The organism is Rhodoferax sp. (assembly GCF_044236835.1).
GTDB lineage: Bacteria > Pseudomonadota > Gammaproteobacteria > Burkholderiales > Burkholderiaceae_C > Allorhodoferax.
This window is the reverse complement of record NZ_JBIIGC010000007.1, coordinates 119,019-145,060: the sequence shown is the minus strand read 5'-3', so window position 1 is coordinate 145,060 and position 26,042 is coordinate 119,019. Positions and strand designations below refer to the sequence as shown.

The following is a 26,042-nucleotide window of genomic DNA, read 5'->3' as shown; positions in this document are numbered from 1 at the left end:
TCATCAGGCCCCTGCGCACCCAGGATTTGACTGAGCCAATGGGCGCCCCCATTTGCGCCGATATCTCAGAATGCGACAGACCCTGGTAGTACGCCAGCGCAAGACTCTGGCGCGGGCCTGATTCCAGCGACTGAAAGCAATCGGCGATCTTCAATTTGTTTACTGATTGGTCAAGCAACTGGTCCGCGCTGGGTGCGGACCAGCGCATATCAGCACTTTCACGATCTGACTCACCGTCAACATCAATCATGGTTTCCTCTCTACGGTAACCTGAGCTTCTTAGCGCGTCGAGGCACTTGTTGCGAACTATGGATATGAGCCAAGACATCCCTGCAAACTGCCTACCATCGACCTCGCAGCGGTAGTTCTTGGCATGCTTCCACACACTTAGAAAAGCCTCTTGCAACACATCTTCTGCAACTGGCTTGTTTCGCAATAAACGCATCGCAATACCAAATAGATGCGCATTAGTGCGGTCATACAAAACTGCAAAACTGTCGTAGTCACCAACGCCTGCTTTTTGGATGAGATCTTCAAGAGATGCAAGGTTATCCAGCATGTTGCACAAAAAGTGGTTCCGAAGTAAACATAAAAGAGAGGGTGCAAAACCATAGTTCGGCGCACCAAAGTGGTCAATTTTGGAGCCGTGAATTGGTTTACGAAACGCGACCGGTGTTTCTTCAAAAACAAATGACGCCCAGTGGTTGTTGGCGTTTATGGCGAAAAAGTCACGCCGTACCACTTAATCTGAAGCGGCGCTCGCAGCGTCTGCAGACTGCAGACCAACGCAATTGATGGCTGACGTGAAAGTGACCCAGTCAAACGCAGCGCCCTAGTTCCAGGGCGCAGCTACTAGCCCCTGCGGAGCTGGGGTGCAACCTCTAAAAGCAAACTGGAACTCATGATGAAGAACTGGAATGTAGGTGATCGTGCGTTCAAGGCATTTGCGCAGGTTGGCGCGCCGCCTCAGTGCTCACTAACGTGTTGTAGCAGTGAAATAAAAGTTGTAAATGGCAGTGTGTGTCGCAGCGCAAAAGTACGGACCATTTGGTGGGGTTGGTGGTGCGCCCAGACCAGACCGGCTGTGTTACTAGCAAGCGCCATTCTGACGCGTGATTTCAGTTGACTTGGATGGATTTTGTGCTGGCACAACAAGCCGAACATTACCAGCACGATCGCATCGTCGGTCGCCTGCATTGGGGTCACTGATGAAGAAATACAGTGGCTTTTCGCGGTGGCTCGACTATTTCCCATCTGTCGTAAATCCAAGATCGGATGCTGGTTTAGAGCCCGGTTTTTGCTCTGTATGCCGGTCACTGCATCAAACACACGTCTTTGCAGTTGCTTTGCGCCCCGCCGTCCTTGTCAAAGGCGTAGAGGGTTATGCCTTTTTCGTCGACCAGTAAGCCATCTATGAAAGTAGGCCGTGCGCGCAGCGATGCCGCGCTTGCTACAGCTAAACTCATAACCAAGATTTTTTTGTCAAGGTTGTTTGCCTCAAAATTTAATCGGTTTGTGCCAAAACTGAGAAACGCATGGTGACAAAAACAGATGCCGGTTTTGCTTGATGCGCAAGCCGGTTCGCTGCCTGATTTGCGGTACAGGTCTCCTATACCGACAAAAATACTTCGCTATTTCATTCAGAAAAATTCACGCTCCACCGCAGCAGCGACGCCTACCATAGCTTCTATGGCATCCATAGATCAAGCAGTCGCTGACGCCAGCGCGCGCATAGTGGCGGCGCGCGGGCGCGGTACCTCTTTGCGTATCCGGGGTGGAGGGAGCAAGGATTTTTTGTGGCCTGCGGTCCAAGCAGACACTCTCGAAACCCGCGGGCTGGCCGGTATCCTTAGCTACGAGCCCAGCGAGTTGGTTGTCACCGTAGGTGCTGGAACCACGCTGACCGAACTCGAGGCTGTGCTGGCTGAGAAGGGCCAATACCTTGCATTCGAGCCGCCCCACTTTGCTTGGTCACAGCCAGGGGCATCACCCGCCACCGTGGGAGGCATGGTCGCGTGTGGCCTAAGTGGCCCGTCGCGCGCTAATGTGGGCGCTGTGCGCGACTATGTGCTGGGCCTCAAGCTCATCAATGGGCTGGGCCAGCACCTTACCTTTGGCGGGCAGGTGATGAAGAACGTGGCCGGGTATGACGTGTCGCGGCTCATGGCGGGCGCCTTTGGCACGCTCGGGTTGATCACCGAAGTCTCTCTGAAGGTGTTGCCCTTGGCGCCTGCCGAAGCCACGTTGGTGTTTGAACTAAGCCAGGCGGCCGCATTGGCACAGTTGCAGCGCTGGAGCGCGCTGCCGCTGCCGCTCAATGCGAGCTGTTGGGTGTTGGACTCCGCTCATCCCAACTCCCAAGCCAAAGAACTTCTGTTTGTGCGGCTGCGCGGCGCCAAAGCGGCTGTGGATGCCGCCTGCCTGCGCATGCTTGCCGACGTTCACGGCCACCGTATGGACAGCGCTCAAGCCGCTACCGATTGGACACTGTGCCGCGACCAGCAGCTGCCGTTTTTTCAGAAGCCGCACGCTCCCGACTGTGTGCTGTGGCGCTTAAGCGTGCCTCAGACCGCGCCGGTGCTGGATCTGCCATTTGCCCAGTTGGTGGAATGGCACGGCGGTCTGCGCTGGCTGTGGGCGCCGTTGGGGGCTCAGGCGGCGATTGCGGCAGTGGCCCTTTCTGCGGGCGGTACAGCCCAAGTTTTCATGGCACCCCTTGGCAGTACGGACAGTGCGCCAGGGTTTGCCGCAATGCAGAGTCCCAACAACCCTGCGGCTGCACGTATTGCCCAGCGACTGAAGGTCAGCTTCGACCCCGATGGCATTTTCAACCCCGGTGTTTCACCCTATGCAAACCACGCTTGCGCCTGAGTACCAGGGCACCCCCGACGGCCTGGCCGCCGAAGCCATTTTGCGCAAGTGCGTGCACTGCGGGTTTTGCACCGCCACTTGCCCCACCTACCAAGTTTTGGGTGACGAACTGGACGGCCCGCGCGGGCGCATCTACCTGATGAAGCAGGTGCTTGAAGGCGCTCAGCCCACACGCGCCACCCAGATGCACCTGGACCGCTGCCTAACCTGCCGCAACTGCGAGACCACCTGTCCGTCGGGCGTGGACTATGGCCATCTGGTGGACATTGGCCGCAAATTGGTCGATGCCAAGGTGCCTCGACCCGCGAGCGAGTCGGTGCTGCGTTGGGCGCTGAAAGAGGGCCTGCCCTCACCCATGTTTGGCCCCGCCATGAAGTTGGGGCAGATGGTGCGCCCGCTGCTCCCTGCCAAGTTGCAAAACAAGGTACCGGTGGCGCAACCTTCTGGTGCGTGGCCAAGTCGCGAACACGCTCGCAAGGTGCTTATGTTGGCGGGCTGCGTGCAGCCGTCCATGGCGCCCAACATCAATGCGGCCACGGCGCGCGTGCTCGACGCCGCCGGTGTGCAAGCCGTCATTGCGCCCAAGGCTGGATGTTGCGGCGCCGTCAAGTTCCATCTCAACGACCAAGACGGTGGAAAGGCGGCGATGCGCGCCAACATCGATGCCTGGTGGCCCTGGATTGACCCGCAGAGGGCGGATGGCGCCCGCGTTGAGGCCATCGTCATGAACGCCTCTGGTTGTGGCGTCACCGTCAAGGAATACGGCCACATACTGGAAGACGACCCTCACTATGCCGCCAAGGCCGCGCGCGTGAGCGAACTCACGCGCGATCTCAGCGAGTTGCTGCCGGACCTGGTGCCTCAGTTGAAAGACAAGGTTCGCACCCAAGACAAGCTGGTGTTCCATCCACCCTGCACTTTGCAGCATGGTCAAAAGCTGCGCGGTGGTGTCGAACAGCAACTAGCGGCGTTGGGATTTCAAGTACGGGTTGCCTTCAACGAGGCTCACCTGTGCTGTGGTTCGGCGGGAACCTACTCGGTGCTGAACCCGGAAATCAGTTACCAGCTGCGCGACCGCAAGTTGGGCCATTTGCAAGCGCAGGCTACCGAGACCATTATCAGCGCCAACATCGGCTGCATCACCCACTTGCAAACCGGCACCGATGTATCCGTGCGCCATTGGGTCGAGGTGTTGGACTCGGCGCTGGTGTGAAGCGTGTGGCAAGGCGATTGAGGGCGCGCAGGCGGTAAGCCCAGGGCATTTGGGGCCAAGCAGACCCACTGCTGCGCCTGACTAAAATAATGATCTGCGGCGAGCTTGATCGTCTCGCCAACTCCCTCCGCCAATGGGCCCCGCGTATTGAAATGAACACCGAGCTGCTCTGCGGGACTGACACAGTCCACCTGCTGCCTGGGTGCGCGCCTGGTAGTGTCCATCCTCGTTGTCGTCCGTTTTGACTTCGTCGACTGCGCCAACCCCGATGTTCCAAGCCCGTGACCTTGCGGTGCGGCGCGGAACAGAGTCACTGTTTGAGGGCTTGAATTTCACCATCCACAGCGGCCAGTTGGTGTGGCTGCGCGGTGCCAACGGCAGTGGAAAAACCAGCTTGCTGCGAACCATCGCTGGCTTGGCCCAAGCACACGCAGGCGAACTGCTGTGGCCAAGCCAGGTACCGGTCGTGGACGAGGACAGCGACGCGCCCCGCCTCCCCAGGTTGGTGTACCTTGGCCACAACAATGGCCTCAAAGACGATCTCACCGCGTTAGAGGCCCTACAGTTTTTGCTCAGTCTGCACGGACGCGAGAGCTCTCTGCCCGCAGCCGAAGGTGCTTTGTCGTGCTTTGGGATGCGACATCGCCGCCATGTGCCCATCCGTGCGCTCTCCCAAGGCCAACGCAAGCGGGTGGCACTGGCGCGTTTGGCCCTCGAGCAGGCGCCCTTGCTTTGGGTGTTGGATGAGCCATTGGACGCTCTTGACGACGCAGGCATTGCCACAGTGCATGTCTTGCTGCGACAGCAGCTCGAGCGCGGCGGCGCAGTGCTGATGACCAGCCACATCCCCTTGGTGTTGCCCGGCGTGCCAGTTGAAGCCATCACTCTGCATCCGGCGGTGCGCCTATGAACAGTGGTTTCGTTGCAGTGACGCGCCGCGACCTGCGCTTGGCCCGCCGACGCCCGGTCGAGGCCCTGCTTCCTGTGGTGTTCTTCCTGGTTGCTTGCAGTTTGTTCCCTCTCGGCGTAGGCCCCGAGTCGGAGGTGCTGCGCCAAATCGCCCCCGGCATTGTGTGGGTCTGCGCGCTGTTGTCGGCCATGCTATCGCTTGGCTCGCTGTACGGCTCCGACTACGCGGATGGCTCCTTGGAACAAATGCTGGTGTCTGGCCAGCCGATGGTGGTCTTGGTGCTGGCCAAAGCGCTGGCGCATTGGCTGATGACGGGTGTCCCACTGATTCTGGTGGCACCTCTGTTGGGCTTGCTGTTTGACATGCGGGCCGACTCCATCGCCACACTCACCTTGGGGCTTTTGTTGGGTACCCCGCTGCTCAGTTTGATTGGCGGTGTGGGGGCTGCGCTGACCTTGGGATTGCGCAATGGCGCCGTGCTGATACTGCTGCTTGTCTTACCGCTGTGTATTCCGGTGCTGATTTTTGGAGCTGGTGCGGTGACTGCGGTGGACTCTGGTATTTCGAGCGCGGGCCACTTCTATCTGCTGGGTGCGCTGCTACTGCTTACACTTGCGGGCGCGCCGGTTGCCACTGCGGCCGCCTTGCGTATTTCTATCTAAGACCGTGCCAAAAATTTTTACTTTCGCCGCGCCATCGCGCTTCTATGCCCTGGCAACCCGGCTTACGCCTTGGCTTTATGCGATAGCGGCCGTGTTGTCGGTGGTGGGTTTGTACATCGGCTTTTTCGTGGCACCGACAGACGCCACGCAGGGCGAGGCCTATCGCATCATTTATGTGCATGTGCCCGCCGCTTGGATGTCGATGTTGCTGTATCTGGTGATGGCATTTTGGGCGGCCATTGGCTGGGCCTTCAATGCCCGGCTGGCCTTCATGGTGGCGCGTGCTTTGGCCCCGACAGGTACGGCATTTACCTTTTTGGCGCTGTGGACGGGTGCGTTTTGGGGCAAGCCCACCTGGGGCACGTGGTGGGTCTGGGATGCGCGTTTGACCTCCGAGCTGATCCTGCTGTTTCTCTACCTCGGGTACATGGCCTTGCTGGAGTCCATCGACGACACCCGCCGGGCAGACCAAGCCGGGGCTTTGTTGGCCATTGTGGGCGCCGTCAATGTGCCCATCATTTATTTTTCAGTACGTTGGTGGAACACCTTGCACCAAGGCGCCACGATCAGCATGACCGCTGCGCCCAAGATGGCAGACACCATGCTCACCTCCTTGTTGTTTATGACATTCGCGTTCTGGGCTTATGCATTTGCAGTGGTGTTCAAGCGGACCTGCGCCTTAATCTTGGAACGCGAGCACGATACCGAGTGGGTTCGCGCACTGAAGGGGAAATCATGAACTGGAACAGCCCCAGCGAGTTTTTTGCGATGGGCGGCTACGGCCTGTACGTGTGGGGTTCTTATGCCATGGTGGCCGCCTGCATGTTGGTTGAGCCCTGGCTCGCAGCGCGCCGCCATCGCCGTGCAATGCAAGAGAACGCTGACCAACACGCTGAGGACCTCGAATGAAAACGCGTCACAAGCGCATCGCGATCCTGATCGCCTTTCTGGCGGTGCTGGGCGGCGCTGCCACCCTGGTGCTAAAGGCGTTCCAGAGCAATCTGGTGTTCTTTTACTCGCCGTCCCAGATCTATTCCAAGGAAGCGCCTGTGGGCCGTACTTTTCGAGTGGGTGGACTGGTCCAAGAAGGCAGCGTTCTGCGCGACGGTGTGCGGGTGAATTTCGTGGTCACTGATACTGCGCAAACGGTGCCGGTGCGCTACCAAGGCATCTTGCCCGACCTCTTCAAGGAGGGCAAAGGGGTCGTGGCACAGGGCCAACTCGTCAATGGCGTGTTCGAGGCCAAAGAGGTGCTGGCAAAGCACGATGAAAACTACATGCCACCGGAGGCAGCCGAGGCGCTCAAAAACGCGGCTGCCAGTAACGAAAAGACATCCAGTTCGCTGGTGCAAGGCAAGTAAACATGATTCCAGAAATTGGTCATTTTTCTCTGTGGCTGGCCTTGGGCGTTTCCTTGGTCTTGGGCACCGTGCCACTGGTGGGCGCACAGCGCAATCGCGTCGAATGGATGGCTTTGGCGCGCCCATTGACTTACCTGTTGGCTGCGTTGCTGACCTTGTCTTATGCGTGCTTAACGGTGGCGTTCGTCACCGACGATTTTTCTTTGGTGTATGTGGCGTCCAACTCTAACTCCGCACTGCCCTTGTATTACCGCATTGCGGCGGTCTGGGGTGGCCACGAAGGCTCGCTGTTGTTGTGGGTAGAAATGCAGTGCCTGTGGATGTTGGCGGTGGCACTTTTCAGCAGCCACCTGCCGAAGGCGGTGCAGTCCCGCATCCTCGCTGTTTTGGGTTGGATCTGCGTGGGCTTCTTGCTTTTCATGTTGCTCACCAGCAACCCGTTTGACCGGATCTTTCCGGTGCCACTCGACGGTCGCGACTTGAATCCGCTGCTGCAAGACCCAGGTATGGTGTTTCACCCTCCCATGCTTTATATGGGCTATGTGGGTTTCTCGGTGGCGTTTGCTTTTGCCATTGCAGCACTGATTGGCGGCAATCTTGATGCCACCTGGGCCCGTTGGACACGGCCCTGGACCACGGTGGCCTGGGCCTTCTTGACGGTGGGCATTTCGCTGGGCAGCAGCTGGGCGTATTACGTGCTGGGTTGGGGCGGCTGGTGGTTCTGGGACCCGGTGGAAAACGCCTCGCTCATGCCCTGGCTGTTGGGCACCGCGCTGATCCATTCGCTGGCGGTTACGGAAAAGCGCGGCAGTTTCAAGTCGTGGACCGTTTTGCTTGCCATCTTGGCCTTCTCGTTCTCTTTGCTTGGTACCTTCTTAGTCCGCTCCGGCGTGCTGTCCTCGGTGCATGCATTTGCGACTGATCCGGGCCGGGGCATGTTCATCCTGGTGTTCCTCACGGTGGTGATCGGTGCCTCGTTTGCGCTGTACGCCTGGCGGGCACCCACGGTCGGCTTGGGTGCGCGCTTTGCCATCATTTCCAAGGAGACCTCGCTGTTGGCCAACAACGTGCTGTTGGTAGTTGCCGCCGGCGCCGTGATGCTGGGCACCCTGTATCCCTTGCTTCTCGATGCCTTGGGCATGGGCAAGATTTCGGTGGGCCCGCCCTATTTCGATGCAGTGTTCTTGCCGCTGATGGCGCCAGCCCTGTTCCTGATGGGCGTGGGCCCTTTGACCCGCTGGAAAGAGGCAGAAGTTCCTGACTTGGCCAAGCGCCTTCGCTGGGCTGCCGGTATCGCGGTGGTGGCCTCGCTCACCACAGGTGCCTTGGCCGGCCAGATCCATTTGGTGGCGACGTTGGGGCTCTTGATGAGTTTCTGGATTCTCACCTCCGTGGGCACCGACTTGTACGAGCGCATCCACCCGGCTGGTGTACGCTGGCGCGATGCGGGTGACCGCCTGCGCCAGATCCCGCGTGCGTTGGCGGGCATGATGATCGCGCACATCGGTGTGGCCGTTTTCTGTTTTGGCGTCACCATGGTCAAGGCCTACGAGGTCGAGAGCGACGTGCGCATGCTGGTGGGCGACTCCACCACAGTGCGGGGTTACACCTTCACCTTCCGCGGTACGCGCGAGATCACCGGCCCTAACTACGTTGCGGTGCAAGGCAAGATGGAAGTGACCCAGGACGGTAAACCGGTGGTCACACTCTTCCCGGAAAAGCGGGTCTACCGCGTGCAGCAAAGCCCGATGACCGAAGCCTCCATCGACTCTGGCTTCACCCGGGATTTGTACGTTTCTTTGGGTGAGCCGGTGGACGGCGGGGCCTGGATTGTGCGGGTCTATGTCAAACCCTTTATCGACTGGATCTGGGCGGGTTGCACCTTGATGGCCTTGGGCGGTTTGCTGGCGGTGGCGGACAAGCGTTACCGGCGCAGGCGTACCGCTGAGACGCCGGCGGCCAGTCCGCAAGATGCCAACAAAGTCTTGGCCGGGGCGGCACCGTGAAGTATTTGCGGGCACTCATCCCGCTGCTGGTTTTCCTGGGCCTGGTGTGGTTCCTGGGTGCCGGTCTGTTCCTCAACCCCAAAGAGGTGCCCTCGCCGCTGATCAACAAGCCCGCGCCCCATTTCGCGCTTACCCGCCTTGACGACGCTCAGACCACGATCCGCCGGGAGGACATGCTGGGCAAGGTCTGGATCCTCAATGTCTGGGCTTCGTGGTGCGTGGCTTGCCGCTACGAACACCCGCACTTGGTGGAGTTTGCCAAGAAGAAGCTGGTACCCATCTATGGTCTCAACTACAAAGACACGCGCCCTGCTGCGCAAAAGTGGCTGGCCAATTTTGGTGACCCCTATGCGGCTTCCCTGTTTGACGAAGACGGTCGGGTCGGCATCGACTGGGGCGTCTACGGCGTGCCCGAAACCTTTGTGATCGACCGCCAGGGTGTCATTCGCTTCAAGCAGATCGGGCCGGTCACGCCCGAGGTTTTGCGCGACCAGATCGAACCTCTGGTGCGCCAGCTCAATGGCTAGGCATTTCATGCGTTGCGTACTGGGCCTGTGTTTGGTCCTGCTCGGCTTGGCAGCGCAGGCCGGTGAGGCTGCGCCCGCTGCGGCAGACCCGGTGCTGGAAGCACGGGTACAGCGCATCTCTATTGAGCTGCGTTGCCTCGTGTGCCAAAACCAGACGATTGCCGACTCCAACGCCGATTTGGCCGTCGACCTGCGTCGCCAAGTGCGCGAAATGCTGCAACAAGGCAAGTCCGAGGCGGAAATTTTGGAGTTCATGACCGCACGCTACGGTGACTTTGTGCTGTACCGTCCGCCGGTCAAAAGCAGCACCTGGTTGCTGTGGTACGGCCCGCTGACCATGGCGGTGTTGGGCATGGTCGTGTTGCTGTTGGTGCTGCGCCGGCGCAACCGCATGCCCAGCGAGCACTTCGACCCCGACATCCCTGAGCCGGACGCAGACACCGACCCACGCAAGTTCTAGCGTTGGCTGCTGCGCACCTTCGCCCTCTCTTTTCCACCACGACTCACCGATGACCACGACCCTCCAGGCCCTCAAGGCGCAGTTGCAGCAGCTCAACGACCAGCAGGCCGCCGGTGCACTGAGCCCTGCGCAATACGAGCAAAGCAAAGCCCAATTGGAGCGGCGCATCCTTGAACTGGTGGTTGGAGACGGCGAGGCGGCACCGAGAACGCCGATGCGCTTGCTGGTGTTGGTCACGGTGTTTGTGTTGGCGGTTGCCGTGGGCGGTTACGCGTGGAAGCGTGGCCAGGGCCCGATGGTGGAAGTGGCCGAATCTGCCGAGGGCGCTGAGGCGGGCGCTGTCAGTGCCGAGCAGCAAGCCGCCAGCGACCAAATCGTCGCCATGGTCGACAAGCTCGCCCAGCGGCTCAAGGAGCAACCAGGCGACGCCGAGGGTTGGACCATGCTTGCGCGCTCTTACAGCGTGATGGGCCGCAACGACGATGCCATCGACGCCTACGCCAAAGCCATCGCCCTGCGCAAGGATGACGCCAGCTTGATGGCCGACTACGCCGATGCGCTGGCCCTGAAGAACAACCGCAACTTGGACGGTGAACCCATGGTCTGGGTGGAGCGTGCCCTCAAGCTCGACCCTAAAAACCTCAAAGCGCTGGCCTTGGCCGGGGTCTACGCCTACGACCGAAAAGACTACGCCGGCGCCATTAAACAGTGGGAGAAGGTGGTGCAGTACGGCGCGCCTGACAACCCGTTTGTGGTGCAGTTCGGCCCGGCCATCGCCGAGGCCCGCGCCCAGGCCGGCTTGCCGCCCGCCGCGCCCGCTAACGTGCCCGCGCCGAGCGCTGCCAACGCAAAGACGGCTTCGCCAGTGGCTGGCGCATCGGTCAGTGGCCGGGTGGTTTTGTCGGCTGCACTGGCTGCCCAGGCACAGCCGCAGGACACGGTGTTTGTATTTGCCCGCCCCGCCTCCGGCACGGGCATGCCTTTGGCGGTTCTGCGCAAGCAGGTCAAAGATTTGCCTTTTGAGTTCAAGCTCGACGACAGCATGGCCATGTCGCCCGCCAACGCGCTTTCCGGTGCGGGCAGCGTGGTGGTGAGCGCACGCATCAGCAAAAGCGGCAACGCCTTTCCCCAGCCCGGCGACCTGATGGGCCAGACCGCCCCCGTTGCAGTGGGCGCCCAAGGTCTGCAAATCACCATCGACCAGGCGGTCAAGCCCTGATCGGGCCCCCTCCTCAAACAAGGGCTCAGGCCAAGGCGGCCTCGATGTCCTTGGACAAACTCTCGGGGGTGTCGTTGGGTGCGTAGCGCTTGAGCACGGTGCCGTCTTTGCCCACCAAAAACTTGGTGAAATTCCACTTGATGCCGGTGGTGCCCAAAAGGCCCGGCGCTTGCTTGGTGAGCCACTGGTACAAGGGATGCGCGGTGCTGCCGTTGACATCGATCTTGGCCATCATCGGAAAACTCACGCCGTAGTTGAGTTGGCAAAACTCGGCGATCTCGGCGTTGCTGCCCTTGTCCTGTGCGCCAAACTGGTTGCAGGGAAATCCCAGCACCACCAAGCCTTTGGCACCATAGGTTGTGTGCAGCGCCTCCAGCCCGGCGAACTGCGGTGTGAAGCCACAGGCGCTGGCGGTGTTGACGATCAACATTGCGCGGCCCCTGTACTGGCTTAGCGGTACGTTCTGTCCGTTGATTTGTTGCGCTTCAAAGTCGTAAATGGTGCTCATGCCAGGTGCTCCGTCTTCGTGATTTAGCCATGCGTGTTGTCGCTGCGGGCAATGGTAAGCAGGTGCTCGACCTCCGCGCGATGGTGCTCACAATTGTGCCTGTGCCAGCGTCGAATCACCCACATCAGGCCGGCCACCAGCACCCCGAAAATGGTGATGGCACCAAAGGCCGACAGGCCCAAGCCGGTCGACAGACTGTAGAGCCCGCCCAGGCCCAAGATACAGGCCTGCTCGTTGAAGTTTTGTACCGCAATCGATCGGCCAGCGCCCATGAGGTTGTGGCCGCGGTGCTGCAGTAGTGCGTTCATGGGCACGACCAAAAAACCTCCTAATGCGCCCAGCAGCACCAGAAAAGGCGCAGCCACCCACACGTTGTCAATGAAGTTGAGCAAGATCACCAAGAGGCCCATGCCAATGCCCAGCGGCATGACCTGCGTTGCGTGCTCCAAACGCATGCGCAGCGAGGCCACCACCGCGCCCACGGCGGTACCGATGGCCACCACGCCTACCAGCGCCGAGGCTTGCGTCACGCTGTACCCCAGCGCAGCTGCGGCCCAGGCCAAGACGATGTAGCGCAGGTTGCCGCTCACGCCCCAAAACAGCGTGGTGGTGGCCAGCGAGATCTGACCCAGCCGGTCGCGCCACAGGCGCAGGTTGCAATGCCAAAAGTCGGGCAGCAAGGTGATGACCTTGCGCGGCAGCGGCCGCATGGGCACCCCGGTGTCGGGAATGCGGGTGTTGAACCACGCCGCCAGCAGATACAAGCCAATGAGCACGCCAATGGCCGCCTCTGGCGGGGTGTCTATGCTGGTGTCGATGCCGGGGAAATCGAGTGCCAGCAAGAAGTGCGACACCACAGGCCCCACCAGCTGACCGCCAATGAGCACCCCCAAAATGATGGACGCAATCGTGAGTCCTTCAATCCAGCCATTGGCCTTGACCAGCTGGGAGGCGGGCAACAACTCGGTGAGGATGCCGTACTTTGCCGGCGAATACGCCGCCGCACCCAGCCCCACCACCGCGTAGGCCATCAGCGGGTGGGTGCCAAACAGCATCATCAGGCAACCCACCACCTTGATGCTGTTGCTCACAAACATGACCCGTCCCTTGGGGTAGGCGTCGGCAAATGCGCCCACGAACGGCGCCAACACCACATAGAAGAGTGCAAACATGGGCACCAGTGCCGCCTGCTGCCATTCGGGAGAGCCGCTGCTTCTGAGCAATTGCACCGCAGCCACAAACAGCGCGTTATCCGCCAGCGAGCTGAAAAACTGCGCCGACATGATGGTGAAGAAACCACGTTTCATGGATATGTGTGCTGCACCGGCCTAGCCAATGCGGTGCCTGTTGTAGTGGGTCTCCAAGGGTGCGCAGGTTATAGCATGGTGGGCAATGTCAAAATCGCGGGCATGCCTCGTCCCATTCTCGCCACCGTGCACACCCAGGCATTGGTGCACAACCTTGCGCAAGTTCGCCGTTACGCCAGCGACGCCCGCGTCTGGGCGGTGGTCAAAGCCAACGCCTACGGTCACGGCATCGAGCGTGTCTTTGAGGGGCTGCGCGGTGCCGACGGCTTTGCAGCACTGGACCTCCATGAAGCCCAGCGCCTGCGCGATCTGGGTTGGCGCGGCGCGGTGCTGCTGCTTGAAGGCGTGTTCGAGCAACGCGACCTGGAACTGTGTTCGCGCTTGGGACTGTGGCACACCGTGCACTGCGCCGAGCAGATCGACATGCTGGCAGCACACAAGACCCATGCGCCCCACCGCGTGTTCCTGAAGATGAACTCTGGCATGAACCGGCTAGGTTTTCGGCCGGACCAATACCGCAGCGCGTGGAGCCGCCTGTGCGCCTTGGCTCAGGTGGACGAAATTTCCCTCATGACGCACTTCAGCGACGCCGATGGCCCTGCGGGTGTGGCGCGCCAGATGGCAGTTTTCGCCTCCACCACGCACGACCTGCCCGGCGAGCGTAGTCTGAGCAACAGCGCTGCGGTGCTGCGCCATGGCATCCCACCCAGCGCAGCGCGAGAGCATCCGCACACCCTGGTAGCGTCTGACTGGGTGCGCCCCGGTATCGTCCTCTATGGCAGCGCCCCCGACTATCCGGAGCACACAACCGACCATTGGGGGGTGCAGCCCACCATGACCCTCACCGCAAAAATCATCGCGGTGCAGGAGCTGCAGCCTGGCGACGCAGTCGGCTACGGGTCCACCTTTGTCGCCACCGAGCCCATGCGCATTGGCGTGGTCGCCTGCGGCTATGCCGACGGTTACCCGCGCATCTGCCCCACTGGCACCCCGGTTTTGGTTGCGGGTGTGCGCAGTCGCACCGTCGGACGGGTCAGCATGGACATGATCACTGTCGATCTCACCCCGGTGCCTGACGCCATGCTGGGAGCGGAGGTTACCCTGTGGGGGCGCGCTGCCAACGGCACGGTGTTGCCCATTGACGAAGTCGCCCGCTGTGCAGGAACTGTGGGCTACGAGCTGATGTGCGCACTGGCGCAGCGTGTGCCGGTGGTGGTGGCGTGAACTTCGTTCCGATCCCGGTGTCCATGCTGGAGGTGGGCAAGCCCCTTCCGGTGAACATCGTGAGCGAATCGGGCCAGCTGCTGCTGCGCAAGGGCCAACCCATTGTTTCGCAGGCGCACCGTGACAAGCTGCAAAGCTTCAACGCCAGCGCCTCGCCCGCAGACGCCCATGCCTGGCAAAGGGCGTATGGCCGCATGGTCCACGAGATGCTGCGAAGTGGCGCCCCGCCCGAGCAAGTTGCCAAGATGCCAATGCCTTCGGAGATTCGCGATAGCGATTACGTCGAAGTACAGCGATTCTTGGGAGGTTGGCTCGACCTGCAAGAAGTGTTGCGCGGGCTTCTGTACCAAGGCGGTTTGACCCTCAATCCGTTGGAGCGCATGTTGGGCATCCAGGACAAAGCCGCAACGCTGGTGAGCGCTGACGCGGACGACAGTCTGTTCGTTTTGTTCCAGGCCCTCACCGACGACAGCCTGGGTTACTGTGCCACCCACGCCTTGCTGTGCGCGGTCGTGTGTGAACTCACCGCCAGCAAGTTGGGCCTGGACCCGATGCTGCGACAGTCTCTGATGGCGGCGGCGTCGACCATGAACATCAGCATGGCACGTGAGCAAGACAGCATGACCCGCCAGGCCACACCTTTGTCGCCGGAGCAGCGCGAGTTGGTGGATGGGCATGCGCAGCGCAGCGCCGAGGTGCTGGCCGGCTTGGGGGTGGACAACCTGGACTGGCTAGACATCGTGCGCTGGCACCACCAGCCCGACAGCGCACAGGCCCTGCCGCCCAACCTGGGCGCACGGCGCATCCTGCACCTTGCCGATGTGTTTGTGGCCCGCGTGGTGGCGCGGCGCACCCGCGGCGCGCTGTCGCCACTCAGTGCGGTGAAGACCATGGTCATGGGCGCGCAGGGCGAGGTGGTGGGGTTGGGCTCGGCCATGGCGCAAGCAGTTGGCTTTTACCCGCCGGGCACCTATGTTCAATTGCACGGCGGCGAGCTGGCCGTCTCGGTGCGGCGCGGTGCCCGGGCCAACACCCCGTGGGTGGTGCCCATTGTCGACAAGGACGCCATGCCGATTGGCCTCTACGTGTGCCGCGACACATCCGACCCCCGCTACGGCATTGCGGCAGCGGTCAATTTCGAGAGTGCCCGTGTGACCGTCAGCCTGGACAAGGTGCGCAAGGCACGCCAACGCATGCCTGCAGTCTGACCATGGCCAAAGAGAGGTCTGTTTTTAGCTGCAACACCTGTGGCGGCACCTCGCCCAAGTGGTTGGGCAAGTGCCCGCACTGCGGCGCGTGGAACACCCTCATCGAAACCGTGGCCCCCACCGAGGCGAGTGGCAAGAACCGCTTTGCCTCGCTTGCCAAAACGGCGGAGGTGGCGGTGCTGTCCGAGATCGAGGCCTCCGATGTCGACCGCACCCCCACCGGCCACGACGAGCTCGACCGGGTGCTGGGCGGGGGCATGGTCGAAGGTGGCGTGGTGCTGATCGGCGGTGACCCCGGCATTGGCAAAAGCACGCTGCTGCTGCAGGCGCTGGACGCCTTGCAGCGCGCGGGCAAAAGCACGCTGTATGTCACCGGCGAAGAAAGCGGCGCGCAAGTCGCTCTGCGTTCGCGCCGCCTGGGGCTGGAGCGCTCGCAGGTGAAGGTGCTAGCCGAGATCCAGCTCGAAAAAATTCTCGCTACATTGGATGCGCAGCGCCCCGATGTGGCCGTCATCGACTCCATCCAAACCGTCTACTCCGAGCAACTCACCAGCGCGCCGGGCTCGGTGGCGCAGGTGCGCGAATGCGCCGCGCACCTCACCCGCGCGGCCAAGTCCAGCGGCTGCGCCATCGTGCTGGTGGGCCACGTGACCAAAGAGGGCGCGCTGGCCGGCCCGCGCGTGCTGGAGCACATGGTGGACACGGTGCTGTACTTCGAGGGCGACACCCACAGCCAATTCCGGCTGGTGCGCGCCATCAAGAACCGCTTTGGCGCGGTCAACGAAATTGGCGTGTTCGCCATGACCGAGAAGGGCCTCAAAGGCGTCTCCAACCCCAGCGCCATCTTTTTGAGCCAACATGCCGAGCCGGTGCCCGGCAGCTGCGTCATGGTCACGCTGGAAGGCACGCGCCCCATGCTGGTCGAGATCCAGGCGCTGGTGGACAGCGGTGGCCCGTCGCCGCGGCGCCTGTCGGTGGGGCTCGATAAAGACCGCCTGGCGATGCTGTTGGCGGTGCTGCACCGCCATGCGGGCGTGGCCTGCATGGACCAAGACGTGTTTGTCAACGCGGTGGGCGGCGTGCGTATCTCCGAGCCGGCGGCCGACTTGGCGGTCATGCTGGCCATCACCTCCTCGCTGCGGGGCAAGCCCTTGCCCAAGGGGTTCATCGCCTTTGGCGAGGTGGGGCTGGCCGGTGAAGTGCGCCCGGCACCGCGCGGCCAGGAGCGATTGAAAGAGGCGGCCAAACTCGGTTTCAGCGTGGCGGTGGTGCCCAAGGCGAATGCGCCCAAAAAGCCCGTCGAAGGCCTGACTATCCACGCCGTAGACCGCGTGGAAGAGGCTATGGACGTGGTGCGCTCGCTGCTATAGAGCGGGCCACGGTCACGCATGCCCTGGCTTAACAAACTCCCCAACTCGATCCGCAGCGCTTCGGGTCTGGAGTGGTCGCTGTGGCGCAAGTTGCCCCTGATTTTTCTGGTGGGCACCGCACTGCCGGTGCTGGTCCTGGCGGCGCTGCACCTGTTTTGGCGGAACGACAACCCGGCGCAGGTCCGTTCGCTGCAAATGGCTGAGTACGTGGTGGCTGGCGTGGTCATCTTCCACTGGACCGCAGTGCTCACTGTGGCCATTGGTTGCGTGGTGGTCATGGTGATGAAGGGCCCCGGTTATGTGGCCGATGGCTTGGAGGTTTCGCACAGTGACCACCCCCGCAAAGACATAGAAGGCGACACAGGCAACCCTTAAGCCTCGCTTAATCTGTGCTACCTACCATGCAAAGCCATGGAGGTTCTATGACATGTTTCTCTTCTCTTGCACGCGCGCTGGCTCTGTCGGCCGGTGTGCTCGCATCGCAAGCCCATGCGGTGACGGCGGCGGAGCAGATGGCAGCCTATGCGGCCCAAACTGGCGAGGCTGCGCAGGCCGCACGCGGCCAGGCGTTCTTCACCAGCAAGCACGGTAAGGACTGGGCCTGCAGCAGCTGCCACACCGCCAATCCGACAGCCAGCGGCAAACACGCCAGCACCGGCAAGGTGATCGCGCCCCTGGCGCCAGCCGCCAACGCCGAGCGCTTCGCAGACGCTGTCAAGACCGAAAAATGGTTCCGCCGCAACTGCAACGACGTGCTGGGCCGCGAATGCTCCGCCGGCGAAAAGGCCGACGTGATCGCCTGGCTGTTGACCCAAAAACCCTAAACAAAGGCCCACCATGGCACACAAGACGTTTCCCCTGCGCACGCCGCCCCGCCCCCACCCTCACGTACCGTTGCGCCCACAGCCGCACGCGCTGGCCCGCACGCCGCAGCGCGCGCTGGCCCAGGTGGCCGCAGCTTTGGTTGTACTGCTCGCCAGCGCACTGGCCTCCACTGCGCAAGCCGACTCCAAGCTTGCCACTGCCACGTCACTGCCCAAGTACCAGCAAGAGTGCGCAGCCTGTCACGTGGCCTACCCACCGGGTTTGCTGCCTGCGGCTTCGTGGCAACGCGTGATCGGTGGCTTGGCCAAACACTACGGCACCGACGCCTCGCTGGACGACGCATCCCGGCGCGAGATTGGCGCCTGGCTGGCGGCCAACGCAGGCACATCCAAGCGCTTCAGCGAGCAGCCGCCGCAAGACCGCATCACCCGCTCCGCCTGGTTTTTGCGCCAGCACCGCGAGGGCGAAGTGAGCGCCGACGTGTGGAAGCGCGCCTCGGTGGGCAGCCCCTCCAACTGCCAGGCCTGCCACACCGGCGCCGACCAAGGCGATTTCAGTGAACGCAACATTCGGATTCCAAAATGACCACTTCTGTTTCTCAAGCTCCAGCGGACGGCCTGCACCAAGTTCGCGTCTGGGATGCGCCGGTGCGCTTGTTCCATTGGCTGATGGCGCTGTGCTTTGCCGGTGCATACATCACCTCGGAGAGCGAGAGCTGGCGGCTGTTGCATGTCACGCTGGGCTACACCTTGGGCGGCCTCGTCGCGTTCCGGCTGGTGTGGGGCCTGGTGGGGTCGCGCTATGCGCGCTTTACCAGCTTTGTGCGCGGCCCCAGGGCGGTGCTGCGCTACTTGCGTTCGCTGACCGCAAAGCAGCCTGAGCACCACCTAGGCCACAACCCGGCGGGCGCGGTGGCGATCGTGTTGCTGTTAACGCTGGGGCTGGTCATGGTGGCCAGCGGCTGGGCGATTTACAACGACCTGGGTCCGCAATGGCTGGAAGACTTGCATGAGCTGGCCGGCAACACCATGCTGGCCGTGGTGGTGGTGCACTTGCTTGGCGTGCTCTCGGCGAGTTGGTTGCACCACGAAAATTTGGTGCGCAGCATGATGACCGGTTTCAAAGCGGGTACCACGCGCGAGGCCATTGGCTCCAACTGGCGCGCCGTGGCGGCTGCCTTGGTGCTGGCGGTGCTGGGCTTTTGGTGGTTCCAGTGGCAAAGTGCGCCCGTGGCGGACGCCACAGGCAGTGCGCAGTCTGCGGCGGCACCCAGCCTGGCTGCTGCGCCGCGCAACCCCGAGCACGACAAGGACGATGATTAGCCCATGAGAATTTTGCTGGCCGAGGACGACGCAATGTTGGGTGACGGCCTGTGCACCGGCTTGCGCCAGCTTGGCTTCCAAGTGGATTGGGTGCGCGATGGCGTGGCTGCCGAGCGCGAGTTGGCCTCGGGTGTGTACGCCGCAGGTGTGCTCGACCTGGGGCTGCCCTACAAGGACGGCATGCAGGTGCTGGCCGCACTGCGCCAGCGCAAGACCACCACCCCGATTCTGGTGCTGACCGCCCGCGACGCTGTGCCCGACCGGGTGCGTGGGCTGGACACCGGGGCCGATGACTACGTGGTCAAACCAGTGGATTTGCACGAATTGGCCGCGCGCCTGCGCTCGCTGGTGCGCCGGGCCTGCGGGCTGGCCCACGATGTGATCCACTGCGCCCCGGTGGTGCTCGATCCGGCCGCGCGCCAGGTGCAGCTGCATGGCCAGACCGTGTTCTTGTCCACCCGCGAGTTCGATCTGCTGCACGCTTTGGTGCGCAACGCCGGCCGCGTGTTGTCGCGTGAGCAACTGGAGCAGCAGATGTACAGCTGGGGCCACGAGGTCGAGAGCAACACCATCGAAGTACACATCCACCACCTACGCCGCAAGCTGGGCGCGGAGCTGATCCACACCGTGCGCGGCGTGGGCTACAGCGTGCAGCCGCAGCCCGAGGCTTGAGCCGCATGCGACTGCCGCGCGCGCTGCAAACCCGGCTTTTGGTGCTGGTGCTGGGTACCTCGATGCTGGTGTGGTTGGCGGCTGCTGCTGTCACCTGGATGGACGCCAGCCATGAGCTTGATGAGCTGCTGGACGGCCACCTGGCGCAATCTGCCGCTTTGCTGATGGTGCAGGCCCGCAGTGGCGAGTTGGACGACGACATCGCTGACGCGCCCTCGCTGCACCGCTACGCGCCCAAAGCCGCATTCCAGGTGTATGTGGAGGGCGACTTGGCGGTGCGCTCCAGCAATGTGGGCACGCAGCCCATGTCGCCCCAGGCGCGGGGCTTCTCCACCGTGCAGGACAGCCAGGGGCGGCGCTGGCGCGTGTTTGCCTCGCACGGCGGCGCGGAAGATGTAACGGTGTACGTGGGTGAGGAGGTGGCCTCGCGCCAGTCCATCCTCTGGGCGGTGATGCGCAGCATGTTCTGGCCGCTGGCTTTGGCGCTGCCTTTGCTTGGCGCTTTGGGCTGGTGGTCCATTCGCACCGGGCTGGCCCCCTTGCACGCCCTCAGCCAGGCCCTGCGCCAGCGCCCACCACACGCTACCGAGCCGCTCACGCTGGCGCAGATGCCGCCCGAACTGGTACCTCTGGTGGAAGCACTCAATGCGCTGCTGGGCCGCATCGGCAGCATGCTGGCCTCTGAGCGCCGCTTTACCGCTGACGCCGCACACGAGCTGCGCACCCCAATTGCCGCCATCCGCGCCCAAGCGCAAGTGGCGCTGGGCGCTGGCGACAACCAGCCCGAACGCCAGCGCGCTTTGCTCGCCACCGTGGCCGGCTGCGATCGTGCCACCCGCCTGGTGGAGCAATTGCTGACACTGGCCCGCCTGGAGGCTGCACCCAAGGGGCCGCAGAGCGCGCTACCCCAGGTGGATGTGCGCGCGGTGGCCGTCCGGGTGGCTGGTGAACTGGCGGGAGCGGCGCTGGCCCGTAAGCAGGATCTGTCGCTGGAAGCACCGGCAAGCGCCTGGGTGCGCGCCGATGAGGTGCTGCTGGGCGTGCTGGTGCGCAACCTGCTGGACAACGCGCTGCGCTACAGCCCCGAGGGCGCGCAGGTGCGCATGGTGGTGGCAACCGACGCCCACGGCGTGCTGCTCAGCGTGGACGACAGCGGCCCTGGTTTATCGCCCGAAGCCTTGGCGCGCTTGGGCGAGCGCTTTTTTCGGGTGCTGGGCAGCGACCAGCCTGGCAGCGGTTTGGGCTGGTCCGTTGTGCGCAGGCTGGTGGAAGTGTTTGGCGCGCAGATCGACGCGGCGCCCTCAACGCAACTGGGTGGCCTGGCCGTGACCGTGCGATGGAACACCCGCGCAAGCTGACAAAATCGCGGGCATGCAACTGCCGACTTCTCTTTCTGCTTTGGTGATTCCCGTGGGCTGCGTAGTTGGCGTGGTGCTGGCCTACCGCGGCTATGGCTGGCCCGGCGTGGCGTTGGCGGTTGGCGCTTTGGTCATGTGGCTGCTGCTGCACTTCACCCGCTTGCTGCACATCCTCAAGCGGGCTGCGGACCGGCCCATCGGCTTTGTCGGCAGCGCCGTCATGCTGCATGCCAAGCTTCGCCGGGGCGTCACGCTGATGCATGTGGTGGCGCTGACCCGCGCGCTGGGCGCCCTGCAAACCCCCAAAGACACCCAGCCCGAAGTGTTTCGCTGGACCGATGCGTCTGGTTCGTCGGTGACCTGCACCTTTGTGGGCGGCAAGCTCACGCACTGGGAACTGCAGCGCCCTGAGGAGCCCACGGCGGCCCCTTAACCTTGCGCGGGTGAGCGCTTAAGCTTCCAAAGGCCGCACCGCAAACCACGCGCAGGCCGCCCTTAAAATCGCGGGCTGGCCCGATGCCACCCCATCAACCCAAGGACACCCGCCCATGACCGCAATTCCCCCTTCCATGTCTGACCGCGACGGAAAAATCTGGATGGACGGCCAGATGGTGGACTGGCGCGACGCCAAAATCCACGTACTCACCCACACCCTGCACTACGGCTGCGGCGCGTTCGAAGGCGTGCGCGCCTACAAGGGCGAGGGCGGCACCGCCATCTTCCGTCTTGAAGAGCACACCGAGCGGCTCTTCAACAGCGCCAAGATTTTGCGCATGCAAATCCCGTTCACCCAAGAGCAGGTCTGCGAGGCGCAAAAGGCAGTCATCCGCGAGAACAAGCTGGAGTCGGGCTACATCCGCCCGCTCACCTGGATTGGTGACCGCAAATTGGGCGTCAGCCCCAAGGGCAACACCATCCACCTCATGGTCGCCGCCTGGCCCTGGGGCGCGTACCTGGGCGAAGAGGGCATGAAGCGCGGCATCCGCGTCAAGATTTCGAGCTACACCCGCCACCACGTCAACATCACCATGACGCAGGCCAAGGCGGTGTCCAACTACACCAACTCCATCCTTGCCAACATGGAAGCCACTGACGACGGCTACGACGAAGCCATGCTGCTCGACGCCAGCGGCTTTGTGTCCGAAGGCGCTGGAGAAAACCTGTTTGTGGTGAAAAACGGCGTGGTCTACACGCCCGACTTGTCGGCCGGTGCGCTCAACGGCATCACCCGCAATACCGTCATGCACATCTGCCAAGACCTGGGCCTGGAGCTGGTGCAAAAACGCATCACCCGCGACGAGGTCTACATCGCCGACGAAGCCTTCTTCACCGGCACCGCTGCCGAAGTCACACCGATCCGCGAGCTCGACCGCATCGAAATCGGCAAGGGCAGCTACGTGGGCAGCCGCGGCCCCATCACCGAGAAGATCCAAACCGCTTTCTTCGACATCGTCCACGGCCGCAACCCCAAGTACGCCCACTGGCTGGCCAAGGTCTGAGCCCACACCCGCAAGGAGCTGCCCATGTCCAAAACACCCGCCCTCATTGAAGTAAGCGCCGCCGACCTCAACCACCAAGGCGGCGTGTTTTGCCCCAGCCCCTTGGCCAAGATGGAAACCTGGAACACCCACCCCAAGGTCTACCTGGACGTGGGCCGCACCGGCGAGGCCAAGTGCTCGTACTGCGGCACGGTTTACAAGCTCAAGGCGGGCGAGCACTTCGACGCGCACCATTGAAGTGTTACCCCCACGCTTCTCACTGCGTGTAGTGCGCTGAGATGACTTCTTCTTTGGTGATTGCGCCGCAGTGGATTGGCGATGCGGTCATGACCGAGCCGCTGCTGCGTTGTCTGGCGGCGCGCGGGGAGCGGGTGGTGGTGGGGGCTTTGCCTTGGGTGGCGCCGGTGTACCGGGCGATGCCGCAGGTGGCGCAGGTGCTGGAGTTGCCCTTTGCCCATGGCGGCTTGCAATGGTCTGCGCGGCGGGCCATGGCGCGGCAGCTGCGTGGCCAGTTTGACGTGGCCTATGTTTGCCCCAATTCATTCAAAAGCGCGCTCTTGCCCTGGTGGGCCGACATTCCGAAGCGCGTTGGCTACCTGGGCGAGGCCCGTTTTGGGGTGCTCACGCACCGGGTGCCCAACCCGCCTTCGGGCCACCGCCCGCCCATGGTCGCTTTCTACTCGGCCTTGGCCTCTGCGCTGCAGCCCACAAACGCCTCACCGCCGCCCGAATCCGTGCCACAGATCAGCCTCACCCCTGAGCGCTGCGCTGCGGTGCTGGCGCCGCTGGGGTTGCAGCAGCGGGGTTACGTGGTGCTGTCGCCCGGTGCGGAGTACGGCCCGGCCAAGCGCTGGCCGGCTGCGCACTTTGCGGCGCTGGCGCGGCAGTTGCCGATGCCGGTGGTGCTGCTGGGCTCAACCAAAGAGCGCGCGCTGTGCGCCGAGATCGCCCAGGCCGCCAACGCTGGTCGCGCAGGACCGTGCCTGGACCTGTCGGGCCGCACTGCCTTGGACGAGGCGCTGGCCTTGGTGGCCCAGGCCCACGCCTTGGTCAGCAACGACTCGGGCCTGATGCATGTGGCCGCCGCCTTCGGCACCCGCCAGGTGGCTTTGTTTGGATCGTCCAGCCCCCTGCACACGCCGCCTTTGAGCCCGCAGGCCACCGTCATCTGGCTGCGCGACGACCCCGCTTACACACCGCCCCTGGACTGCGCGCCCTGCTTCGCCCGCACCTGCCCCCTGGGCCACACCCGCTGCCTGGCAGACATTGCGCCCGAGCGGGTGCTCGCGCTGCTGTCGCGCCCAGACAAAAAAAAGCCACCTTGCGGTGGCTTTGTAAAAGTCCCCGAAGGGACGTCGTTGGATTCGGTAAGGGCAAACCACTTAGGAGATTCGCCTATTGGTGGAGGCACTGTGACAGCAGTGAGCGGACTGTAAACATCGCCTCGGTGCTTGGGTATCCCCCGATTGGGTGAAATGGGGTCTGTGCGGTGGAGAACTAAGCAGTCAGTTATCACTTTTAGCGTTTTCTTTTCGGACTGGGCCATCTAGTACGTGTATGCCTCGGCGAGGTAGACACAAGTTGTACAGGCAAGTAGGCTGCAGCCCCGGTGTCGAACGTTGTCGCATGATTGATCGGACGGGCGGATCCAAGGATAACCCAGTCTGGTGTGGCGGATTTGTTATGCCAGTTTGATCTGCCACCTGACCTGCCCCCCCCCGGTGCGATAGAAAATGACAGAAAAGGAAACAGAAAATGACATCACCTGTATCAACTACAAAGCTATTCTCATTACCTTCAAATGAGCGCACAGCTGCGGGGCTGATCTATGGACTCATGGTCGCCGGACTATTTATAATGCCCCTAACACTTATGGTGTATCAACGTTTTGTTTCCCCAGAGATTAACCTCAGGACAAGGGAATTTTGTAATTTTCTCCGCAATCTATTTTTGATATTTATTGGCTGCTCCGCAGCTGCACGAACAGCTTCATCCAAGCTCCGAAAAAAAATATGGAAAAAACCTGCCACGAAATGCTGTTGTACTGGCGACTGCCGCGGCTAACAATAATTCACTGGAAGTCGTCGCGTTGGCGCGTAAGTACTGGTTTTGGCAGCTTGTGGTAAGTTATCTCTCCGGGGTAGCCTTTTCTCGGCTTGGATGCATTTTTGCTCTATTCATAATTTAAAGATAGCGGTTACGTGTTATTCAGCGCGGACTATGTGGAATTCCTAGCTTGGCGTGAGGCACGCGCATTCAAAGTAGAGCCCATTTACTTGGAGCTAGAACTGCAAAGCAAATTGCTCAGGCTGGCTAGTGCCAAAAGCGTGGACTACAGCGCGCATGTCAACGCCTTGCTCAAGAAGACCATGGAGAACATCGAGCTGTTCAATTGAGGTCGAAAACTGCGATCCCAAAGTGAAAGCACAGAGATGAAGGGTCAACAACATCACTCCATCACTTTAGGCGCTTTACAGGTTTTTTCAATCACACACGGCGGCACTAAAGGCTTGATACCCTTGGCGCGTAACATGGCGAGGATTTTTTCTTGCTGCTCGGCACGACCGGGAATTGTTGATGGGTAATGCTCTAACACTTGGTACATCAGACCATCTAACTCATGGTGGTAGCCCTTCTCCAATACGAAGATGATGGTGTCCAAGTTCCCAAACATGGCCATGGCAACGCCCCCCGTCACGGTGGTTTGATTCACGTCAGCCCCGTATTTCACCAACAGCTTAACTGCCTCAATATTGTGTGCCACGCGGTGAAGAGCAGATACTCTTTTATTTCCGATATTCGGATTAGCTCCGGCTTTAAGCAGTATCTCCATCATCTGAAGGTCTTCCCAAGTTGCCGCTTGAATCAGAGCCCAGCGCTCAGACTTGGGCAGGTTCTTTCCCGCTGACAGCCACATGGGCTTGTTGGGGTCACCTCCCAGTTCAAGTAAGGTTTGCAGCCCGGCATAGTTCTTGGCGAACATGGCCCAGAACACAGGCGTGATGGTTTCATTGCCCTCACCATTGGGGTCGGCCTTTTTTTCCTCAATCAAGCGTTTGATCTGCGCGGTGTCGCCCTTGGCCGCCGCACGTGCCAATTCACGTTGCACACCGGTGCCGAACACCTCCGTAACGCTGGAAGTGTTTAACCTGAACTCGTTCGGGTCTGCCATTTCACAGCCTCCTATCATGGGGACAAGGCAAATCCACGCGGCAAGCAAAGACTTGGCGCTCTTGGCCCGCATGAAAGATACAGGGCCATAATTTCGCCCGCCGTTCATATGTTGCATGGGTTGATCTCATTTGTTAGCGAGGACGTGCCGCCGCCAGACCGTAAAAGACGTTGTGCATGGAATGCCCAGCCAACCTGTTCAAATCGGGATAGCCAGATAGAAAGCTTGGTGAACATCACAGATCGACTCCGTCAGCTAGCTTCCGATCATAGATTCGATCCATAACCCAGACCAAAGCACCACCCAAACTAATTGCCTTCGACGCAGCCCGGTCCTGGGACGATGACG

Annotated in this window: 30 protein-coding genes; 25 read left to right on the top strand and 5 right to left on the bottom strand. The window is 61.8% G+C overall.

What is annotated here, in order from left to right; translation table 11 throughout:
* Both ACILRC_RS07120 and ACILRC_RS07115 read right to left on the bottom strand, forming a co-directional pair.
* The coding region (locus ACILRC_RS07120) for an RNA polymerase sigma factor (RefSeq protein ID WP_395668662.1) at nucleotides 1–742 on the bottom strand (742 nt) is incomplete at its 3' end.
* 571 nt (nucleotides 743–1,313) lie between these two features.
* A complete protein-coding gene (locus ACILRC_RS07115) occupies nucleotides 1,314–1,466 on the bottom strand; it encodes a hypothetical protein (RefSeq protein ID WP_395668661.1) in 153 nt (50 codons plus the stop codon).
* Nucleotides 1,467–1,689: 223 nt separating this feature from the next.
* On the opposite strand from ACILRC_RS07115, the gene glcE reads away from it, so the two are divergent.
* From glcE to ccmI, 11 genes are all read left to right on the top strand, one after another.
* Nucleotides 1,690–2,871: a glycolate oxidase subunit GlcE gene (gene glcE, locus ACILRC_RS07110; RefSeq protein ID WP_395668660.1), complete on the top strand. Its 1,182-nt coding sequence runs from the start codon at nucleotides 1,690–1,692 to the stop codon at nucleotides 2,869–2,871.
* A complete protein-coding gene (glcF, locus tag ACILRC_RS07105; protein WP_395668659.1) occupies nucleotides 2,849–4,084 on the top strand; it encodes a glycolate oxidase subunit GlcF in 1,236 nt (411 codons plus the stop codon). The genes glcE and glcF overlap by 23 nt, the downstream gene beginning before the upstream one ends.
* A gap of 268 nt (nucleotides 4,085–4,352) precedes the next feature.
* Nucleotides 4,353–4,994, top strand: coding sequence for a cytochrome c biogenesis heme-transporting ATPase CcmA (gene ccmA, locus ACILRC_RS07100; protein WP_395668658.1), 642 nt, complete (start codon nucleotides 4,353–4,355; stop codon nucleotides 4,992–4,994).
* On the top strand, nucleotides 4,991–5,656 hold the full coding sequence (gene ccmB, locus ACILRC_RS07095) for a heme exporter protein CcmB (protein WP_395668657.1): 666 nt from the start codon (nucleotides 4,991–4,993) through the stop codon (nucleotides 5,654–5,656). Before ccmA ends, ccmB begins: the two co-directional genes overlap by 4 nt.
* Before the next feature lie 4 nt (nucleotides 5,657–5,660).
* Complete coding sequence (ccmC, locus tag ACILRC_RS07090) at nucleotides 5,661–6,395, top strand: heme ABC transporter permease CcmC (RefSeq protein WP_395668656.1); 735 nt, start codon at nucleotides 5,661–5,663, stop codon at nucleotides 6,393–6,395.
* A complete protein-coding gene (ccmD, locus tag ACILRC_RS07085) occupies nucleotides 6,392–6,565 on the top strand; it encodes a heme exporter protein CcmD (protein WP_395668655.1) in 174 nt (57 codons plus the stop codon). The genes ccmC and ccmD overlap by 4 nt, the downstream gene beginning before the upstream one ends.
* The gene (gene ccmE / locus ACILRC_RS07080) at nucleotides 6,562–7,017 is read left to right on the top strand and encodes a cytochrome c maturation protein CcmE (protein ID WP_395668654.1); all 456 of its coding nucleotides are present in this window, start codon (nucleotides 6,562–6,564) and stop codon (nucleotides 7,015–7,017) included. The genes ccmD and ccmE overlap by 4 nt, the downstream gene beginning before the upstream one ends.
* Before the next feature lie 2 nt (nucleotides 7,018–7,019).
* Complete coding sequence (locus ACILRC_RS07075) at nucleotides 7,020–9,023, top strand: heme lyase CcmF/NrfE family subunit (protein WP_395668653.1); 2,004 nt, start codon at nucleotides 7,020–7,022, stop codon at nucleotides 9,021–9,023.
* Nucleotides 9,020–9,550, top strand: a complete 531-nt coding sequence (locus tag ACILRC_RS07070; RefSeq protein WP_395668652.1) for a DsbE family thiol:disulfide interchange protein — start codon at nucleotides 9,020–9,022, stop codon at nucleotides 9,548–9,550. The genes ACILRC_RS07075 and ACILRC_RS07070 overlap by 4 nt, the downstream gene beginning before the upstream one ends.
* 7 nt (nucleotides 9,551–9,557) lie before the next feature.
* On the top strand, nucleotides 9,558–10,010 hold the full coding sequence (locus tag ACILRC_RS07065) for a cytochrome c-type biogenesis protein (RefSeq protein WP_395668651.1): 453 nt from the start codon (nucleotides 9,558–9,560) through the stop codon (nucleotides 10,008–10,010).
* A gap of 49 nt (nucleotides 10,011–10,059) precedes the next feature.
* Nucleotides 10,060–11,229, top strand: coding sequence for a c-type cytochrome biogenesis protein CcmI (gene ccmI, locus ACILRC_RS07060; protein WP_395668650.1), 1,170 nt, complete (start codon nucleotides 10,060–10,062; stop codon nucleotides 11,227–11,229).
* A 25-nt stretch (nucleotides 11,230–11,254) separates the two neighbouring features.
* Here ccmI and ACILRC_RS07055 read toward each other — a convergent pair whose 3' ends face one another.
* Together ACILRC_RS07055 and lplT are read right to left on the bottom strand one after the other, a co-directional pair.
* The gene (locus ACILRC_RS07055; protein WP_395668649.1) at nucleotides 11,255–11,737 is read right to left on the bottom strand and encodes a glutathione peroxidase; all 483 of its coding nucleotides are present in this window, start codon (nucleotides 11,735–11,737) and stop codon (nucleotides 11,255–11,257) included.
* 23 nt (nucleotides 11,738–11,760) lie between these two features.
* Nucleotides 11,761–13,044, bottom strand: coding sequence for a lysophospholipid transporter LplT (gene lplT, locus ACILRC_RS07050; protein WP_395668648.1), 1,284 nt, complete (start codon nucleotides 13,042–13,044; stop codon nucleotides 11,761–11,763).
* A gap of 102 nt (nucleotides 13,045–13,146) precedes the next feature.
* On the opposite strand from lplT, the gene alr reads away from it, so the two are divergent.
* From alr to ACILRC_RS06980, 14 genes are all read left to right on the top strand, one after another.
* Entirely contained in the window at nucleotides 13,147–14,268 is a 1,122-nt protein-coding gene (gene alr / locus ACILRC_RS07045) for an alanine racemase (protein WP_395668647.1), read from the top strand.
* Entirely contained in the window at nucleotides 14,265–15,476 is a 1,212-nt protein-coding gene (locus ACILRC_RS07040) for an HD-GYP domain-containing protein (RefSeq protein ID WP_395668646.1), read from the top strand. The genes alr and ACILRC_RS07040 overlap by 4 nt, the downstream gene beginning before the upstream one ends.
* A 2-nt stretch (nucleotides 15,477–15,478) precedes the next feature.
* Nucleotides 15,479–16,846 (top strand): DNA repair protein RadA, encoded by a 1,368-nt coding sequence (radA, locus tag ACILRC_RS07035; protein WP_395668645.1) that lies wholly within the window; start codon nucleotides 15,479–15,481, stop codon nucleotides 16,844–16,846.
* An 18-nt stretch (nucleotides 16,847–16,864) separates the two neighbouring features.
* Nucleotides 16,865–17,221, top strand: coding sequence for a hypothetical protein (locus tag ACILRC_RS07030; protein ID WP_395668644.1), 357 nt, complete (start codon nucleotides 16,865–16,867; stop codon nucleotides 17,219–17,221).
* A 47-nt stretch (nucleotides 17,222–17,268) separates the two neighbouring features.
* Nucleotides 17,269–17,670, top strand: a complete 402-nt coding sequence (locus tag ACILRC_RS07025) for a DUF1924 domain-containing protein (RefSeq protein ID WP_395668643.1) — start codon at nucleotides 17,269–17,271, stop codon at nucleotides 17,668–17,670.
* Nucleotides 17,671–17,683: 13 nt separating this feature from the next.
* Nucleotides 17,684–18,256, top strand: coding sequence for a diheme cytochrome c (locus tag ACILRC_RS07020; RefSeq protein ID WP_395668642.1), 573 nt, complete (start codon nucleotides 17,684–17,686; stop codon nucleotides 18,254–18,256).
* On the top strand, nucleotides 18,253–18,993 hold the full coding sequence (locus tag ACILRC_RS07015) for a cytochrome b/b6 domain-containing protein (RefSeq protein ID WP_395668641.1): 741 nt from the start codon (nucleotides 18,253–18,255) through the stop codon (nucleotides 18,991–18,993). Before ACILRC_RS07020 ends, ACILRC_RS07015 begins: the two co-directional genes overlap by 4 nt.
* 3 nt (nucleotides 18,994–18,996) lie before the next feature.
* Complete coding sequence (locus tag ACILRC_RS07010; RefSeq protein WP_395668640.1) at nucleotides 18,997–19,665, top strand: winged helix-turn-helix domain-containing protein; 669 nt, start codon at nucleotides 18,997–18,999, stop codon at nucleotides 19,663–19,665.
* A gap of 5 nt (nucleotides 19,666–19,670) precedes the next feature.
* Nucleotides 19,671–21,023: an ATP-binding protein gene (locus ACILRC_RS07005; RefSeq protein WP_395668639.1), complete on the top strand. Its 1,353-nt coding sequence runs from the start codon at nucleotides 19,671–19,673 to the stop codon at nucleotides 21,021–21,023.
* 13 nt (nucleotides 21,024–21,036) lie between these two features.
* The gene (locus tag ACILRC_RS07000; protein WP_395668638.1) at nucleotides 21,037–21,456 is read left to right on the top strand and encodes a glycerate kinase; all 420 of its coding nucleotides are present in this window, start codon (nucleotides 21,037–21,039) and stop codon (nucleotides 21,454–21,456) included.
* 115 nt (nucleotides 21,457–21,571) lie between these two features.
* Entirely contained in the window at nucleotides 21,572–22,522 is a 951-nt protein-coding gene (locus ACILRC_RS06995; protein WP_395668637.1) for a branched-chain amino acid transaminase, read from the top strand.
* 24 nt (nucleotides 22,523–22,546) lie between these two features.
* Complete coding sequence (locus ACILRC_RS06990; RefSeq protein ID WP_395668636.1) at nucleotides 22,547–22,759, top strand: zinc-finger domain-containing protein; 213 nt, start codon at nucleotides 22,547–22,549, stop codon at nucleotides 22,757–22,759.
* 41 nt (nucleotides 22,760–22,800) lie between these two features.
* On the top strand, nucleotides 22,801–23,958 hold the full coding sequence (waaF, locus tag ACILRC_RS06985) for a lipopolysaccharide heptosyltransferase II (protein WP_395668635.1): 1,158 nt from the start codon (nucleotides 22,801–22,803) through the stop codon (nucleotides 23,956–23,958).
* 765 nt (nucleotides 23,959–24,723) lie between these two features.
* Nucleotides 24,724–24,918, top strand: coding sequence for a hypothetical protein (locus tag ACILRC_RS06980; protein WP_395668634.1), 195 nt, complete (start codon nucleotides 24,724–24,726; stop codon nucleotides 24,916–24,918).
* Nucleotides 24,919–24,971: 53 nt separating this feature from the next.
* On the opposite strand, the gene ACILRC_RS06975 is transcribed toward ACILRC_RS06980, so the two are convergent.
* Nucleotides 24,972–25,811 carry an ankyrin repeat domain-containing protein gene (locus tag ACILRC_RS06975; protein ID WP_395668633.1) on the bottom strand — a complete coding sequence of 280 codons (840 nt, stop codon included), beginning with the start codon at nucleotides 25,809–25,811 and terminating at the stop codon, nucleotides 24,972–24,974.
* Nucleotides 25,812–26,042 lie beyond the last annotated feature (231 nt).

Bases quoted from the DNA above. Each gene is read 5' to 3' on its own strand.
- radA (WP_395668645.1), top strand. From the start codon at position 15,479: ATGGCCAAAGAGAGGTCTGTTTTTAGCTGCAACACCTGTGGCGGCACC.
- ACILRC_RS07075 (WP_395668653.1), top strand. From the start codon at position 7,020: ATGATTCCAGAAATTGGTCATTTTTCTCTGTGGCTGGCCTTGGGCGTT.
- glcF (WP_395668659.1), top strand. From the start codon at position 2,849: ATGCAAACCACGCTTGCGCCTGAGTACCAGGGCACCCCCGACGGCCTG.
- ACILRC_RS07115 (WP_395668661.1), bottom strand. From the start codon at position 1,466: ATGAGTTTAGCTGTAGCAAGCGCGGCATCGCTGCGCGCACGGCCTACT.
- ACILRC_RS07025 (WP_395668643.1), top strand. From the start codon at position 17,269: ATGACATGTTTCTCTTCTCTTGCACGCGCGCTGGCTCTGTCGGCCGGT.
- ACILRC_RS07010 (WP_395668640.1), top strand. From the start codon at position 18,997: ATGAGAATTTTGCTGGCCGAGGACGACGCAATGTTGGGTGACGGCCTG.
- ACILRC_RS07000 (WP_395668638.1), top strand. From the start codon at position 21,037: ATGCAACTGCCGACTTCTCTTTCTGCTTTGGTGATTCCCGTGGGCTGC.
- ccmA (WP_395668658.1), top strand. From the start codon at position 4,353: ATGTTCCAAGCCCGTGACCTTGCGGTGCGGCGCGGAACAGAGTCACTG.
- ACILRC_RS07055 (WP_395668649.1), bottom strand. From the start codon at position 11,737: ATGAGCACCATTTACGACTTTGAAGCGCAACAAATCAACGGACAGAAC.
- ccmD (WP_395668655.1), top strand. From the start codon at position 6,392: ATGAACTGGAACAGCCCCAGCGAGTTTTTTGCGATGGGCGGCTACGGC.
- ACILRC_RS07030 (WP_395668644.1), top strand. From the start codon at position 16,865: ATGCCCTGGCTTAACAAACTCCCCAACTCGATCCGCAGCGCTTCGGGT.
- ACILRC_RS07005 (WP_395668639.1), top strand. From the start codon at position 19,671: ATGCGACTGCCGCGCGCGCTGCAAACCCGGCTTTTGGTGCTGGTGCTG.
- ACILRC_RS07015 (WP_395668641.1), top strand. From the start codon at position 18,253: ATGACCACTTCTGTTTCTCAAGCTCCAGCGGACGGCCTGCACCAAGTT.
- ACILRC_RS07065 (WP_395668651.1), top strand. From the start codon at position 9,558: ATGCGTTGCGTACTGGGCCTGTGTTTGGTCCTGCTCGGCTTGGCAGCG.
- ccmE (WP_395668654.1), top strand. From the start codon at position 6,562: ATGAAAACGCGTCACAAGCGCATCGCGATCCTGATCGCCTTTCTGGCG.
- ACILRC_RS06975 (WP_395668633.1), bottom strand. From the start codon at position 25,811: ATGCAACATATGAACGGCGGGCGAAATTATGGCCCTGTATCTTTCATG.
- lplT (WP_395668648.1), bottom strand. From the start codon at position 13,044: ATGAAACGTGGTTTCTTCACCATCATGTCGGCGCAGTTTTTCAGCTCG.
- ccmB (WP_395668657.1), top strand. From the start codon at position 4,991: ATGAACAGTGGTTTCGTTGCAGTGACGCGCCGCGACCTGCGCTTGGCC.
- waaF (WP_395668635.1), top strand. From the start codon at position 22,801: ATGACTTCTTCTTTGGTGATTGCGCCGCAGTGGATTGGCGATGCGGTC.
- ACILRC_RS06990 (WP_395668636.1), top strand. From the start codon at position 22,547: ATGTCCAAAACACCCGCCCTCATTGAAGTAAGCGCCGCCGACCTCAAC.
- ACILRC_RS07020 (WP_395668642.1), top strand. From the start codon at position 17,684: ATGGCACACAAGACGTTTCCCCTGCGCACGCCGCCCCGCCCCCACCCT.
- ccmI (WP_395668650.1), top strand. From the start codon at position 10,060: ATGACCACGACCCTCCAGGCCCTCAAGGCGCAGTTGCAGCAGCTCAAC.
- ACILRC_RS06995 (WP_395668637.1), top strand. From the start codon at position 21,572: ATGACCGCAATTCCCCCTTCCATGTCTGACCGCGACGGAAAAATCTGG.
- glcE (WP_395668660.1), top strand. From the start codon at position 1,690: ATGGCATCCATAGATCAAGCAGTCGCTGACGCCAGCGCGCGCATAGTG.
- alr (WP_395668647.1), top strand. From the start codon at position 13,147: ATGCCTCGTCCCATTCTCGCCACCGTGCACACCCAGGCATTGGTGCAC.